Here is a 13,616-nt window from a genome sequence, read left to right as displayed (position 1 = left end):
AAATTCAGTGAGGCCGGTCCACGTCCGCTTTGCACCCGCGACGACCGAGCCCGGGCCAGCCACTTCTACCCGGCGAACATCAACCGCGCCGCGCCGCTTCGATCGCGGCTACGTCGATTTTCTGCATGGTCATCATGGCATCGAAGGCGCGCTTGGCTTCGGCGCCGCCGGCCGCCATCGCGTCCGTCAGCACGCGCGGCGTGATTTGCCAGGAAACGCCCCATTTGTCCTTGCACCAGCCGCATGCACTCTCCTGGCCGCCATTGCCGACGATGGCGTTCCAGTAGCGGTCGGTCTCTTCCTGGTCGTCGGTGGCGATCTGAAACGAAAACGCTTCGGTTTGCTTGAACATGGGGCCACCGTTGAGGCCGATGCAGGGAATGCCGGCAACCTTGAAGTCGACGGTCAGCACGTCGCCCTTCTTGCCCGAGGGGTAGTCACTCGGTGCGCGGTAGACGGCGTGCACGGCGCTGTCGGGAAAGACTTCGGCGTAAAAGCGAGCAGCCGCCTCGGCGTCCTTGTCGTACCATACGCAAATCGTGTTCTTGGCAGTCATCTTGGCCATTTCTCATCCTTTCGCTTCGCTTGGTGCCGCTTGCGGTGTCCAGGCCGGTCCGATCGGCGTGGCGAAACGACGAACGGGGTCGGCCGAATCCGACATCGTCCTGTGGTTTTTTTTGGGTTGTTTTACAGGGCGCCAACCTGTGTCTTCCACGTCCGACGACGCGGAACCTCCGGGCGTCGATACGCAAGTGGCGGCATGTCAGCCAAACACGCCCGACCATGCCAGTCCGAAGCACACCATCAGGGCGCCGCCGAGCGCCAGGCTCGGCCGATCGGTGACGGCAAACGCCACGGGATCGTCGTGCAGTTCGCTGCGTCCGCATTTCAGCCAGATCCGGCACACGAACAGGAACAGGATGGCCGGAAAAGCCCAGAGCCAGGCGGTGTTGCCATAAAAGCTCTGCCGGAAGGCGTCATTGATGATGTAGAGCACCATGATGAGCACGGCGGCGACCCCGGTCGCCATGCCGATTCCCATGATGAGCGGCAGGTCGATGGACTTGTAGCCGCGGCCACGGACTTCGGTTCCGCCGCGCTCGATGACGCGGGCGACCTCGGTGTGGCGTTTTGCGAAGCTGAGCGAGGCGAACAGGAACATCGCGAACACCAGCAGCCAGGGCGACGGCGGCGCGCCTGACGCCACGATGCCGGCGCCGAGCCGCAGCGTGAATAATCCGGCGAGAACAAAACCGTCGAGAATGGGGATGCGCTTGAGCGCGAACGAATAGAGCAGGGTGACGGCCAGATACAGCAGCACGACGGCAACGGTCGCCGGTCCGGCCAGCGCCGCAACGGCGATGCCTGCGAACAATCCGATCGGAACGGCTGCGATCGCCGTTGCAAGCGGCAGGCGTCCGCTTGCCAGCGGCCGGTTTCGCTTCGACCAGTGGCTGCGGTCGTCGGTCAGGTCCCAGATATCGTTGACGAGATAGGTGGATGAGGCGACCAGGCCGAGGGCAAGGAACGCGCATGTCGTCGCGTAGACGGCGTCCACATGAGAGACCAGTCCGGCGAGGATGAGCGGCACGAAAACCAGCGCGTTCTTCGCCCATTGGTGCGGACGCATGCTGCGCACCAATGCACGGATTCGGGACGGTCGCGGGAACACCCTGGCGACGGTCGCAACGCCTGCGGCGGCGTGCTCGACCGAACTTGCCGCTTCGACGACGATGGCATTTTCGGCTACGCGCCAGATCGGAATATCGGCGCGCGCATCGCCGGCGTAGTCGAATCCGTCAGGGAATCGTTCGGCGAGAACCTGTGCCTTTGCTTCGCCTTTCAGGTTGCGCAAGCCGTCGCTGCCGATGACGCCGCGAATGAAGGCGATCCGCCGCACGACCTTTTCCGCGACTTTGGCGTCGGCGGCGGTGGCGACATAGACCGGCCGTCCGCTGGCCGCGATATCGGCCGCGTAGGCGAGCAGTTCTTCATTGAACGGCAGAACGTCCGGCTCGATGTTGGTTTCCTCGGCGAGACGGCGCTTGAGATAGGCGCGGCCACGCAGCATCCACAGCCCGATCTCGAACAACCGCCACGGCGCGGCTCGAAGCAGCGCGAGCACGGTTTCAAGCAGCATGTCGGCGCGCACCAGCGTACCATCGAGATCGAGGATCAGCGGCCGCGGTTGCGGCGCCTCGCGCGGATCGGAGAGTGCAAGCGGCAGGGGTAAGGTGGACATGCGGGCCCTTTCAGCGGGTACGGCTGTAGAAATCCCAGCAGGGATGCAGCTTGTGGCGCGTGAACTCCCGTTCCAGCACGGTTCGGAAGGTCGCTGGATTGGTGTCGGTCGCGCCGGGGAGAACACAGGTACGGAAGAACACACCGTCCGCGTCCGCCAGATAGGCCGACGCTTCGGTCACGGAAAACGCAGGCACCGTGCGCCGGAAATCCATCGCCAGGGTGGTGCCGCGCGCGGGCGTCAGGCCGAGCAGCCGCGGAAAGGATTCGGCGAAATCGATGGTCGTATAGCGCTGCGCCTTGGTCGCGTAGCCGAGCCGCTGAAAGTTCGCTCCGGCCTCGGCAACGCTGACAGCCCACGCCGCGCGCGTCGCCGGGCTCGTGCTGCCGGGATCGCCGTCGAGGTCAAAGCCGTTGTTGGCGGTCTCGTCGAGGAAGGGCAGCCATTCGGATTGCAGGCGCGTCATCAGCCGGGAGCCGGCGAGGGTGGCTGTTGGTACGCGCATGCCCGGAAGGAATGTTGAAAAGCCGTGGTCGGTCGTGCCCTGCTTTTCCCTTACAAAGGTCGAGACGACGCGCTTTTCGACGACGTCGGCCATCGGCAGCACGAGCGTCGCGCCGAGTACCGCTGCGGCGATCAGGCGCCAGCCACGGGTAGTGCGCAGGCTCGGGTGGAAAAGTACGGCCGCGGCGGCAATCAATCCGACGCCGCCGGTGTTCTGACTCTCCGCGGCCAGCGCTACAGCGACCAGCAGCGCTGCGTCCACGACGAAGGCTTCCCGGGCGATGGTCTCGCGCACGAAATTGAGCGGGCGCCTGACCGCCGCGATGAAATCGAGTTCGCGGGCCGCGAGCACGACGATCGTGATCGTGACCACAAGCGGCAGCCAATTGCGCGCCGAGGAGGCGGCGAGCCGGAAAACGGCGCCGCCCCGGTTCAAGGCACTCATCGAGACGATGTCGTGCAGGTAGCCGGAGACGAGCCCTCCGGTCGCCAGTTCGACCAGTCCCGCCAACGCTGCGGTAACGAACAGCATGGCGAACAGCGCGGCGGGTCGCGCGCGTCCGAGCAGCACGGCCGCGACGACGAGGCCGAGCATTGCGATAGCGGCGGTGATCTTGATGAAGATCAGGGCGGTCAGCAGGTAACCCAGCAACACGCCGTCGCCACGGGCCTTCGGCAGTACATACCAGAGTGCTGCCAGGAACAGGATCGCGGTGGCGAAGCGGTTATAGGTGGCAAAATAGCTGATCTCGGAGAGCATGCTGGAGTCGAGCGTGTAGGGCACGAGAACCACCACCGCGAGAACCGCGAAGCTGGCGAAAAATCCCCAGGGCGATTGAATGCGCGACGCGATGACGGCGAACGGCGGCACCACCATGAGCCACGCCAGCGCGTGCAGGCCGATGAACGGCTGTCCGCCGGGAAAAAGCCGTTCGGCAAAATGGGTCAGGTAAAGCGTGAGCGGGCCGATCGGCGAAGCAAAGTCGACGTGCGGAACTTGCCCGACACCGATGCGATAGGCGCCATCGAGGATGAAGACGAAATCCCATACCGCCCGGCCGTAAGGCACGACGTGGACCAATGCCGCAACGGCCACGACCAAAACCGTGAACGCAGCAATCGCAGTGATCCGCCAATTGAAAGATGCTGCCCGGGACCTGATGAGATCGTAACTTGCTTCCGTCATATCGAACCCTCAGCTATCGCGCTTTGGTCGATATGGTCTTTTGGAGCGAGAGCAAACTCGTTTTAAAAGTTACGGTAACTATTTAAGATGAACGTTCATCGCACTGCTTTTCGGGCGTTTCAGAGTGACGCTGTTGGCACAACAGTGTCGATCATTGGCACACAAATTTCGGGCGATCGGTCGCTTGCAATCAGCGGCCCGCAAACCGCCCCAGCGTGTTGAAGCGCGCCTTCTGCTCGCTGGCCAGCGTGGCATAGAAATCATCGAGCGCCGGCTGCACCAGTTTGGCCGACTGCATCATGGCCTCTAACCGCTTCTCCATCGCCTCCAGCCGCCCGACCGGCGTAAGCGGTACGTCCACCGGACAGGCAGCTTGCAGCGTCTGAACGGCCTTCTCTGTGGCCTCGCGCAGGCGGTCGAGCGCTTCCTTCTGTTTGCCCGCCGGACGTATCACCGTTTCGATCCGCTCGATCGGCAGGTTGGTCAGGCTGGGCTTTGGCTCGCCGCAGCTATCCGGCTGCGCGTTCGCTTCCTGCTGCGGCTGCGGTTGCGAACGTTCGCTGATGTCGGGGCCGAGCGCGTTGAAGCGGGCCTGTTGCTCGTCGCTGAGCGAGCTGTAGAATTTCTCCAGGGCCGGCCGCACGATCCGCACGGACTCGAGCGTGGCGCTGAGGCGGTTCATCATCGCCCGCAAGCGGCCGGGCGGTGTCATCGCAAACGAGTCGACGCAAGATTCCTTGAACGCATCGGCGGCCATTGCTGCCGCGTTCTTCAAATCGTCAAGCACTGCGCGCTGTTCGGGCGTCGGCCGCACCGCCTCCTCGATCGAAGCGATCGGCCAGGCGGTGATACCCTTTTCGGGCTCCTTGCACAGTTGCTTGAGAGCCTGTGGACTCATGCCCGCGCTTTCGCGCGGCCGGGAGCCGCCGATTGCGCCGTCGCTCTCCCGGGAATCAGTCGAGCCGAGCCTGGCATAGGCGGAATACGGACTATCCGCGCCCCAGAACACGGTATCGACGAAGTCATCGTAGGCGTAAGCCCAGTATCCGACGTCGTAGCCGGAGGGCCAGAACGTGTATTCGAAAATGTCGGAATAGGCATAGGGCCAGAACACGTGGCCGGCCCACGGCACAAACGCCGCGCGCAGGCCACGCTTCCAGGCGTGGCGGGGAGCCCAGCCGTGCCGCCCGCCCTCGAGCGCCGCCTGGACGCGCGGATCAGGATTGCTGCGGAAGCGCTCGGCAAACCGCCCGCGGGCGGCGGCCTGCACCGCGGCAGCGGCGGTCTCGGCCTGCCTGCCGGAAGGCGGCATTCCCAGTTCCTGCCGGCGCGCCAGGTCGCGTTGCTGCAGGCGCTGCTCATGCTGGAGCTGTCGCTGCTCGGTTTGCAGCAATCGTTGCTGCGCGCGTTGTGCCCGCACGCCATCCGGCTGTCGCGACTGCAGCTCCTGCACGCGCCGCTGCAGTCGATCGATGCGCTGCTCGCGTTGCGCGCTTTCTCGCGTGAGCGTATCGCGCTGCCGTTCCTGCGCGGTTTGCTGGAGCCGCTGCAGACGCTCTTCACGCTGCAGCTGCCGCTGTTCGGTTTGCAGCAACCGTTGCTGCGCGCGTTGCGCGCGCCGGCCTTCCGGCTGTTGGGACTTCAAATCCTGCACGCGCTGCTGCAACCGGTCGATGCGCTCCCGGCGCTGCGCGTTTTGGGGCGAAAGCCCGTCGCGCTGCCGCTCCTGCATCGCCTGCTGCGGCGGCTGAATGCGCTGCTCGCGCTGGCCGATCCGATCCTGCCGGGATGGGCTCGCGACAGCCGGTGCGCTGGGGCGCGACGGTGCTGCTACTCTCGGAGCGACGGGGCGCGGTGGCGCGGCGATCTGTGGCGCCGGACGGGGCGCCATCGCCGGCCGCTGCTGCGGCGCGGCCGGACGGAACGCTGGCGCGGCGGGCCGCGCCATAGCGGGCGGCGGGGCAGGGCGCGCCATCGCGGGAGGTGGGGCAGGCCGCGCCATGGCGGGGGGCGGTGCAGGCCGCGCCATGGCGGGGGGCGGTGCAGGGCGCGCCATGGCAGGAGGCGGTGCAGGGTGAGCCATGCCGGGCGGCGGTCCCGCAGGCCGGCCCGCGGCCGCAGGCGGTCCATGCCTTTTCTCCTGGGCGGCGGAAGAGCCCACGCTCGCCGCTACCATCGAAACGCCGAGAAGAAATGCTGATAGGCGAAGGCTGGGTGCAAGCATGATCGTCGCTACCTGGCAGCTCGTTAGTCGCCCGTCACTCTCAACGCGCGAGCGCGGCAATCGATCTAAAATTCTCATTGCGGCGTTGCGACGCAGGCTGCCGACGCACAAGCCTGACGAAACTCAAAAACCTGACCAAATTCAAGATCGGCGCAAGACCGTTTTTACGGTTGGCGGGTCGATTGCACGTCGAGCCGCTCGGCCTCAGCGGTCGCAACCACCGCCGCTGTCGCAGTCACGGCCAGGGCCACGATTGCAAAGGCAAGTCCGATGAATCTCAAGCCTCGCCTGTCCGCCATCGCTCAGGTCCTTATCCAAATGCATACCGAAGCGACGTTGCGACGCCGGCCGCCATGAGAGTTGCAATGGCGGCCAGCGTCCAATCCGGTCGCGCGCTTTGTGTGGCGAGTCCGCTCAGGGTCTTTGCAAAGCTTGCCATCATGCCTTCACCAACTCTCGGATCCGAGGCGATCCAGATACGAAAGTCCGGAGCATGTCAGTTCTTCGGGATCGCTTTCACCAGCTTGCCATTTTCCGCTCAGGTACCTCTCAAGCGAGCAACGACGCGGATCGGCCGCGTCAACATCATCGTGCGTGGCCAGGTGCACGGTCCAGGCTCGATCAACGGCAGTCTTCAGCGGAAACTCGTCATCCATTTTGAACTCCCAATCTTTCGCGCTTGCTTTCAATTCGATCGGGCGAAAAAAGTTGCCGCTTTTTCCCGAAAATATGATTCGTCCCGGCGGGCCGGATAAAGGCCCGCCGCTGCCAGGCCCACCGGGTATGTCGATCGAGGAACCGCAGACGGGGAGCAACGTTTTGTTCCCGTCAACACACGGAGAATCGTCATGCGTTCAATCGTCCTCGTTCTAATCATCTTGCTGACCGAGACTTCGCTGTCGTTTGCACAGGGTCAGAAGGGTACACCGCAGGAACAGCAGGCCTGCACACGAGATGCACAGCGCTTTTGCCGGCAGCAATTGGGCGATGACGGGGCGGTTCAAACATGCCTGCAACAGAACAGGGCCAAGCTGAGCACGGGCTGCCAAAAGGTATTTGCCAGCCGCGGCATGTGAGGCGCTGTGTTCTCGCCAAGTCGGGTTTGGACCGTAGCGCACTTGCGGGCGCTATTGTTTGCTCAGCGGATCACCCAGCCGGTCCCGGAATGAAGCAGCGCAACATAGGGATCATACTTCCTCGGGTGTCGAAGCGCGGCCACCACCAAACCATCGCGATGCCGCTGAGGTTCGGCTGGTCGATCACGACGGAGTATGGCACGTCGAACCATTGCCCCGGTTCGGTTGGCCGATGCGGATGCTTCAGCAGGACCCTATAGCCACCTTTGGCCATATCCCACTCGGCCTCCACGTGCTGGCCATCTCCGGAGTCACAACACCCTACGCCCGCCTTGTTCTTGAGACTCTTGAACCACGTGTTGAGTTCTGGCCGCATCGCGTCATGTGGATAGGCTGTGCTGATCCCGAGAAAAGCAGCCGCACTCAATCCTGCCACGCGAGCTGCGATCAACCGATAGAAACGCGTCGGTCGTCCATTGGAGTTGGTCATGGAAACCTCCGTTTCCCCCAAACCCGCTTTTGTAAGTCATCGAGCCTACGCGGCCTTTCAACCGGAGGCGTCGCCACCTGGGGGTACTCCGTATGGCTGACCTGACCGGGAACAAGTGGCAGTTGGGCTGTCGTGCGGGACAACGCTGCTGGGGATCTCAGCTTTCGGTCGAGGCCAGCGCCGCCTGACCGGCAATCTCGTCGGCTCGCCAGCAGCGGACCGCGTGTCCGTCGGGACGCGCTTCAAGCGATGGCCGGGGCTCGCGACGACACACGGCTTCGGCATAACGACAGCGCGGACTGAACGCACAGCCGTCCGGTGGATTGAGCGGATTGGGAAGCTCGCCCGGTGTCGTAGCGAGCGGCGCGCGGCGCAGCGGATCGGGAATGGCTGATATAAGGGTCTGCGTATATGGGTGCGCCGGCCGTTCGAAGATCTCGCGCCAGTGGCCGGTCTCCACAATGCGGCCGAGATACATGACGGCGACCCGGTCGCTCATGTGCTCGACGACGCCGAGGTCGTGGCTGATCATGATGTAGGAGAGGCCGAGCGTTTCCTTCAGTTCCAGCAGCAGGTTGATGATCTGGGCGCGGATCGAGACATCCAGCGCCGATACGGGTTCGTCACAGATGACAATCCTGGGATTGAGGATCAGCGCGCGGGCGATGCCGATGCGCTGACGCTGGCCGCCCGAGAATTCATGCGGGTAGCGGCCGGCTTGCTCGGGCCGCAGGCCGACATGCCTGAGCATCGCCGCAACGCGTGCGTCGATTTCGCTTTTGGCGGTTACGCCGTGCAGGCGCAGCGGGTCTTCCAGCGTGCGGCGAACGGTCTGGCGTGGATTGAGCGAGGCGTAGGGATCCTGAAACACGATTTGCACGATGCGGGCCAATGCCTTTCGATCGCCCGATTGCCGGCCCGTCACGACCTGGCCGTCCAGCACGATGCGGCCCCGCGTCGGCGCCTGCAGGCCCAGTATCGAAAGCGCCACCGTCGACTTGCCGCATCCGGATTCGCCGACCAGACCGAGGCATTCACCGCGCTTCAGTTCGAGATCGACGCCGTCGACCGCACGGAGCAGCCGCCGGCCGCCGCCCAGCAAGCCGCCACCGACGGGAAAATGGACCGCGAGATCCTCCACGCTGAGGATGACATCGTCGCCGGACCTCGCCGCAGGTTCATGCATGGTGATGGCACCTGACTAACCCGCCTGCACCGAGCCAGGTCGTCTCCGGCTCGGTTGTCCGGCAAATGTCGGTCGCCCGCGCGCAACGCGGATTGAACCGGCAGCCGTCCGGGAAATCCGTGATCGCCGGGACGACGCCCGCGATCTCCGTCAGCCGCGTCCGGCCAAGGGCAGCGCGGCTCCCCAGCCGCGGCAGCGAGTCGACCAGGCCTTGCGTATAGGGATGCGCGCTGGCGCGGAAGATGTCGTCCGAGCCGCGCTCCTCGACGATGCGGCCGGCATACATGACGGCGACGCGGCGGCAGACATTGGCGACCAGGCCGAGATCGTGGCTGATCATCAAAATGGCGGTGCCTCGCTCGGCGCATAGATTGCGCATCAGCTCGATTATCTCCGCCTGCACGGTGACGTCGAGCGCGGTTGTCGGCTCGTCGGCGATCAGAAGATCCGGCCCGCATGCGAGTGCGATGGCGATCATCACGCGCTGACGCATGCCGCCTGAAAGCTGGTGCGGGTAATCCTTCACCCGCCGTTCGGGCGCGGGGACGCGGACGCTCGCCAGCGCCTCGACCGCCAGCTGGTTGGCTTCCCGCCAGTCCTTGCCCTGGTGCAGCACGAACATCTCGGCGATCTGCCGGCCCACGGGCGAGACCGGATTGAGCGCCGTCATCGGCTCCTGGAAGATCATGGCGATGCGATTGCCGCGCAGCGCGCGTTGCTCGGCCGCCGAAAGTCTCTGGATCTCCCGGCCGTCAAATCGTATGGCGCCGGCGCCGATCGAAAGCGGCTGGCGCAACAGGCCGATCAAAGCGAGCGCCGTAATACTCTTGCCGCAGCCGGATTCACCGACAAGGCCGAAGGTCTCGCCACGGTCGATGCGGAATGAAACGCCCTCGACCGCCGCGACATGGCTGGATCGATAGTTGAGATCGATACGCAGATTCTCGACCTCGAGCAAAGGAGAGCCCGTCATGTGCGCCGGCTCCGCGACTGTGGATCGAGAATGTCACGCAAGCCATCGCCGAGCAGGTTGAGGCCTAGCACCGTCAGGAAGATGGCGAGGCCGGGGAAGATCGAGAGCCACGGCGCCGTCGTGATCTGGTCGCGGGCCTCCGAAAGCATGCTGCCCCAGCTTGGATAGGGCGGGCGGACCCCGAGGCCAAGGAACGAAAGCGCGGCTTCGGCCAGTATCGCGCCGCCCATGCCGAGCGTGCCGATGACGATGATGGGGCCGACCATGTTCGGCAGCAGCTGCGTGATCATGATGCGCAAATCGCCGTAGCCAAGCACCCGTGCGGCCTGCACATAACCCTGGCTCTTGAGCGACAGCGTCGATGCCCGTGCGATCCGGCAGGTGAAGGACCAGTTGGTCAACCCGAGCGCGATCAGCAGGCTGGTCAGGCCGGGTCCAAGGACCGCCATGATGGCAAGCGCGAAGATCAACGACGGGATCGCGAGCATGAGATTGGTCAGCCCGTTGACGAAATCGTCCCACCAGCCGCCCCAATAGCCCGCGGTCAGGCCCAGTGTCACGCCGATGACGCTGTTGACGAGTTGCGAGACGATGCCGACCGTCAGCGAGATGCGCGCGCCGTGCACGACGCGGGAATAGATGTCGCGGCCCTGCGCGTCGGTGCCGAACCACCAGATCCAGCTCGGCGGCTCCTCGGCATTCAAAAGGTTGGCATCCATGACGGGATCGGTATGCGCCAGCCAGGGCGCGAGCAGGCCGACGAAGATCGCAAGCGCGAACAACGCCCCGCCGATGACGAGATTGGCGCCGAGCTTCATCGCGGCGACCCCGCCGCAGGCGGTACAGTCAATCGTTCGCAGGCGTGCTCGGGCCGGCTAGAGCTTTTTCCGTTCCGATGGAATCGGAACGGAGCTCCAGATTCTTGATTTGACGCGTTTTCTTCACGCGAACCGGCGTCCACTTCGCTGGAAAACGCTCTAGTGCTCATGCGTATCTGATCCTGGGATCGATCACGGCGTAGAGCAGGTCGATCATCGTATTGATGGTCAGGAAGAACAGCACCACGACGAGGATGGAGCCCTGGACGGCAGGAAGGTCGCGCTGCAGGACACTGTCGACGAGCAGCGAGCCGATGCCCGGCCAGGAGAACAGTTTCTCGACGACGACCGCCTGTCCCATCAACGCGCCGAATTGCAGGCCGATCGTGGTGAGGATGAGGACGAGCGCGTTGCGCATCACATGCCACTTCACGACCCGGGTCTCGCTCATGCCCTTCGAGCGCGCGGTGCGGACAAAATCCGCGGTCATGATCTCGAGAACCGCGGCGCGCGTCGTCCGCGCCAGCAGCGCCATCGGCGAGACACCGAGCGTCACGGCAGGCAGGACCAGATATTTTAGCCCCCCGTCGCCGTAGCCGAAACTCGGCAGCCAGCCGAGTTTCAACGCGAACAGGTACATCAGCAGCAGCCCGAGCCAGAATTTGGCCATTGAAAGCCCGGACACCGCCAGGACCATCGAGAGCGTGTCGACGAAGCTGCCCGGCCGCAGCGCTGCGATGAAACCCAGCGGTACCCCGATCACGATCGCAAACGTCATCGACGCGAAAATCAATTGCAGCGTCGGCCACATCCGTTTGGCGAGCATCGTCGTGACCGGCTCACGGGTCCGGAACGACGTCCCGAAATCGCCGGTCGCGAGCTTGGCGACGTAGGAGCTGAAGCGGATATAGACGGGATCGTCGAGGCCGAGCTGTTTCTTCATGCGCTCCACGACCTGCGGGTCCGTCGGACCCCGTCCGTCATCGTTCATGCTCGATATGATGCTGCCCGGCACGACGCTGAACAGCACGAAGATCACCAGCACGACAGCCAGCACGGTCGGAACGGTTTGCAGGATTCGACGGATAGCGAACGAGAGCATCAGACCTGTTCCTCCCTCCCTCTATCGTTTTTTGTGTTTTTGCGATGGAGGGAGGGCGAGAGCGCGTGTCACTTGTAGGTCACTTGTAGGTCAAGTCACTTGGCGGGGGAGGTCTCGTCGACCCAGAGGTCTTCGACGTTCTGATGCGTCAGTTCGGTCGCGTTCAACTGAATCCCCTTCAGCCACGGCTGTACCGCCATGACCGCCTTGTTGTAGTTGAAGAACCAGACCGGCGCTTCGTCATAGAGCAGGGCATTGGCCTTTTGCAGCAGCTGGACGCGCTTGGCGGCGTCGTCGGTCTGCCCGGCTTCATCGAGCAGCTTGTCGAAATCCGCGTTCTTGAAAGCCGTGTAGTTGCAGGCGGATTGCGGCGTCGCCGAGTGGAAGCATTTCAGCGCGGCCTGAGGGTCCGGGCCGGTGGCCTGGGAATAGATGAAGGCCTGGAATTCGCCCTTGCGGGCGACCTCCGCCAGCACGGCGGTCTCGACCTGCTTGACCTTCACCTTGATGCCCACCCTGTCGAGCATCGGGATGATGGCCTCGACGATCGGCAGGCCCCAGCTTTCATTCTGGCTCGCCGTCCATTCGAATTCAAAGCCGGTGGGATAGCCCGCCTCCGCGAGCAACTGTTTTGCTTTCGCGGGATCGAAGGCGTACGGCTTCATGGTCTTGTCGTAGGCGGGTGAGGTCAAAGGCAGCCAGCTGGTGGCGCGATAGGCCTTGTTCTTGACCAGCTTGCTGATGATCAGATCGGCATCGATCGCATGGTTGATGGCCTGCCGCACCCGCTTGTCGGAGAACGGTTTGAATGAAGGATTGATGCCCATGTAGCGCGTGAAGACCTCGGCGACTTCGACGATGGTACCCTTGAGGGCGGGGTCGGCCTGATAGGCGACGTACTGCGCGGGCCCGAGCACCGAGGTGTCGATTTCCTTGTTGCGGAAGGCGACATCGCGCGCCGCGGCTTCGCCCATGATCGACACGATCATTTTGTCGGCGTACGGCTTGCCGGGCTTGTAGAACTTGTCAAACCGCTCCAGCACGACGCGCGATCCCGGCACGTGCTCGACGAACTTGAACGGCCCAAGGCCGATCGGCTTCTGGATGAAGCTGTCCTTGGCACCCTCGTCGGCCGGATAGATCGAAGTCAGCGCGGTGAAGAAGTAGAAACCCGGATCGACCTTCTCGGTCAGCTTCATTTCGAGCGTGAAATCGTCGATTTTCTTCAGGCCGGAGATTTCCTTGGCTTTGCCCTTCTCGACCTCGGAGGCGCCCTCGATCATTCGGACAAAACGCGCGCCGGGATAGGCCTTCGCGCCGTCCATGATGCGGTTGTAGCTCCAGATGACGTCGTCAGCCGTCATCTTGCGACCATGGTGGAAATAAGCGTCGTCGCGCAGCTTGAAGGTATAAACAAGACCGCCGCCCGAGACGATGGCCTCCTTGGCAAGCTCCGGAACCGGCTTACCCTCGGCCGAGTCCCAAATGTAGAGCGACCGATGCAGGCCCTTGGCGACGATCTCGTCCTGGGCGCGTTGCGTCGTATGAATGTCCATGCTGGTGAAACTCGAGCCATAGGGCGCCGTCATCCGAATGGTGCCGCCCTTGCGCGGCGTCTGGGCCTCCGCCGTGACTGATAACGCCAGTCCCAAACCAGCCACGATCGCAATCTTCTTGAACATCATGTTTTTCTCCAACCGTGCAGGAGCATTCCGGTCCGAGAGTTGATCACTCGCGGCATATCGAGCGCAAGGTCCTCGTTTCGTGTTGCTGACGATCTTGCAGCCTCAAGGCGAGAAGGGACGACCGCAGGAA

At 63.7% G+C, this 13,616-nt stretch carries 13 protein-coding genes; 2 read left to right on the top strand and 11 right to left on the bottom strand.

What is annotated here, in order from left to right; all coding sequences use genetic code 11:
* Positions 1 to 79: 79 nt before the first annotated feature.
* The 5 genes from JQ611_RS14700 to JQ611_RS42460 form a co-directional block, all read right to left on the bottom strand.
* Positions 80 to 556 carry a VOC family protein gene (locus JQ611_RS14700; protein ID WP_409411272.1) on the bottom strand — a complete coding sequence of 159 codons (477 nt, stop codon included), beginning with the start codon at positions 554 to 556 and terminating at the stop codon, positions 80 to 82.
* Positions 557 to 763: 207 nt separating this feature from the next.
* Positions 764 to 2,242: a UbiA family prenyltransferase gene (locus JQ611_RS14695; protein WP_212465827.1), complete on the bottom strand. Its 1,479-nt coding sequence runs from the start codon at positions 2,240 to 2,242 to the stop codon at positions 764 to 766.
* Between the two features lie 10 nt (positions 2,243 to 2,252).
* Positions 2,253 to 3,932, bottom strand: a complete 1,680-nt coding sequence (locus JQ611_RS14690; RefSeq protein WP_212266383.1) for a hypothetical protein — start codon at positions 3,930 to 3,932, stop codon at positions 2,253 to 2,255.
* 190 nt (positions 3,933 to 4,122) lie between these two features.
* Entirely contained in the window at positions 4,123 to 5,880 is a 1,758-nt protein-coding gene (locus JQ611_RS14685) for a Spy/CpxP family protein refolding chaperone (protein WP_249133167.1), read from the bottom strand.
* A gap of 440 nt (positions 5,881 to 6,320) precedes the next feature.
* Positions 6,321 to 6,455: a hypothetical protein gene (locus tag JQ611_RS42460; RefSeq protein WP_283816754.1), complete on the bottom strand. Its 135-nt coding sequence runs from the start codon at positions 6,453 to 6,455 to the stop codon at positions 6,321 to 6,323.
* A 66-nt stretch (positions 6,456 to 6,521) separates the two neighbouring features.
* Between JQ611_RS42460 and JQ611_RS14680 the strand changes: the two genes are divergently transcribed.
* Both JQ611_RS14680 and JQ611_RS14675 read left to right on the top strand, forming a co-directional pair.
* Positions 6,522 to 6,911, top strand: coding sequence for a hypothetical protein (locus tag JQ611_RS14680; RefSeq protein ID WP_212465826.1), 390 nt, complete (start codon positions 6,522 to 6,524; stop codon positions 6,909 to 6,911).
* Positions 6,912 to 7,004: 93 nt separating this feature from the next.
* Positions 7,005 to 7,232 carry a cysteine rich repeat-containing protein gene (locus JQ611_RS14675; RefSeq protein ID WP_212266387.1) on the top strand — a complete coding sequence of 76 codons (228 nt, stop codon included), beginning with the start codon at positions 7,005 to 7,007 and terminating at the stop codon, positions 7,230 to 7,232.
* A gap of 70 nt (positions 7,233 to 7,302) precedes the next feature.
* Here JQ611_RS14675 and JQ611_RS14670 read toward each other — a convergent pair whose 3' ends face one another.
* The 6 genes from JQ611_RS14670 to JQ611_RS14645 form a co-directional block, all read right to left on the bottom strand.
* Positions 7,303 to 7,722 carry a hypothetical protein gene (locus tag JQ611_RS14670; RefSeq protein ID WP_212266389.1) on the bottom strand — a complete coding sequence of 140 codons (420 nt, stop codon included), beginning with the start codon at positions 7,720 to 7,722 and terminating at the stop codon, positions 7,303 to 7,305.
* 157 nt (positions 7,723 to 7,879) lie between these two features.
* Complete coding sequence (locus JQ611_RS14665; protein ID WP_212266391.1) at positions 7,880 to 8,908, bottom strand: ABC transporter ATP-binding protein; 1,029 nt, start codon at positions 8,906 to 8,908, stop codon at positions 7,880 to 7,882.
* Positions 8,901 to 9,881, bottom strand: a complete 981-nt coding sequence (locus JQ611_RS14660) for an ABC transporter ATP-binding protein (RefSeq protein ID WP_212266393.1) — start codon at positions 9,879 to 9,881, stop codon at positions 8,901 to 8,903. Before JQ611_RS14660 ends, JQ611_RS14665 begins: the two co-directional genes overlap by 8 nt.
* On the bottom strand, positions 9,878 to 10,699 hold the full coding sequence (locus JQ611_RS14655) for an ABC transporter permease (protein ID WP_212266395.1): 822 nt from the start codon (positions 10,697 to 10,699) through the stop codon (positions 9,878 to 9,880). Before JQ611_RS14655 ends, JQ611_RS14660 begins: the two co-directional genes overlap by 4 nt.
* A gap of 166 nt (positions 10,700 to 10,865) precedes the next feature.
* On the bottom strand, positions 10,866 to 11,801 hold the full coding sequence (locus JQ611_RS14650; RefSeq protein ID WP_212266397.1) for an ABC transporter permease: 936 nt from the start codon (positions 11,799 to 11,801) through the stop codon (positions 10,866 to 10,868).
* A 95-nt stretch (positions 11,802 to 11,896) separates the two neighbouring features.
* Positions 11,897 to 13,486, bottom strand: a complete 1,590-nt coding sequence (locus JQ611_RS14645; protein ID WP_212266399.1) for an ABC transporter substrate-binding protein — start codon at positions 13,484 to 13,486, stop codon at positions 11,897 to 11,899.
* Positions 13,487 to 13,616 lie beyond the last annotated feature (130 nt).

Origin of the sequence: Bradyrhizobium sp. AUGA SZCCT0182 (assembly GCF_018130185.1) — a bacterium.
In the GTDB taxonomy this organism is placed as follows: Bacteria; Pseudomonadota; Alphaproteobacteria; order Rhizobiales; family Xanthobacteraceae; genus Bradyrhizobium.
Note: the sequence above shows the minus strand (reverse complement) of the source record. Positions and strands in the feature narration are given on the sequence as shown.

Bases quoted from the DNA above. Each gene is read 5' to 3' on its own strand.
- JQ611_RS14645 (WP_212266399.1), bottom strand. From the start codon at position 13,486: ATGATGTTCAAGAAGATTGCGATCGTGGCTGGTTTGGGACTGGCGTTA.
- JQ611_RS14655 (WP_212266395.1), bottom strand. From the start codon at position 10,699: ATGAAGCTCGGCGCCAATCTCGTCATCGGCGGGGCGTTGTTCGCGCTT.
- JQ611_RS14665 (WP_212266391.1), bottom strand. From the start codon at position 8,908: ATGCATGAACCTGCGGCGAGGTCCGGCGACGATGTCATCCTCAGCGTG.
- JQ611_RS14700 (WP_409411272.1), bottom strand. From the start codon at position 556: ATGACTGCCAAGAACACGATTTGCGTATGGTACGACAAGGACGCCGAG.
- JQ611_RS14650 (WP_212266397.1), bottom strand. From the start codon at position 11,801: ATGCTCTCGTTCGCTATCCGTCGAATCCTGCAAACCGTTCCGACCGTG.
- JQ611_RS14675 (WP_212266387.1), top strand. From the start codon at position 7,005: ATGCGTTCAATCGTCCTCGTTCTAATCATCTTGCTGACCGAGACTTCG.
- JQ611_RS14660 (WP_212266393.1), bottom strand. From the start codon at position 9,881: ATGACGGGCTCTCCTTTGCTCGAGGTCGAGAATCTGCGTATCGATCTC.
- JQ611_RS14670 (WP_212266389.1), bottom strand. From the start codon at position 7,722: ATGACCAACTCCAATGGACGACCGACGCGTTTCTATCGGTTGATCGCA.
- JQ611_RS14695 (WP_212465827.1), bottom strand. From the start codon at position 2,242: ATGTCCACCTTACCCCTGCCGCTTGCACTCTCCGATCCGCGCGAGGCG.
- JQ611_RS14685 (WP_249133167.1), bottom strand. From the start codon at position 5,880: ATGGCGCGGCCCGCCGCGCCAGCGTTCCGTCCGGCCGCGCCGCAGCAG.
- JQ611_RS14680 (WP_212465826.1), top strand. From the start codon at position 6,522: ATGGCGGCCAGCGTCCAATCCGGTCGCGCGCTTTGTGTGGCGAGTCCG.
- JQ611_RS14690 (WP_212266383.1), bottom strand. From the start codon at position 3,932: ATGACGGAAGCAAGTTACGATCTCATCAGGTCCCGGGCAGCATCTTTC.
- JQ611_RS42460 (WP_283816754.1), bottom strand. From the start codon at position 6,455: ATGGCGGACAGGCGAGGCTTGAGATTCATCGGACTTGCCTTTGCAATC.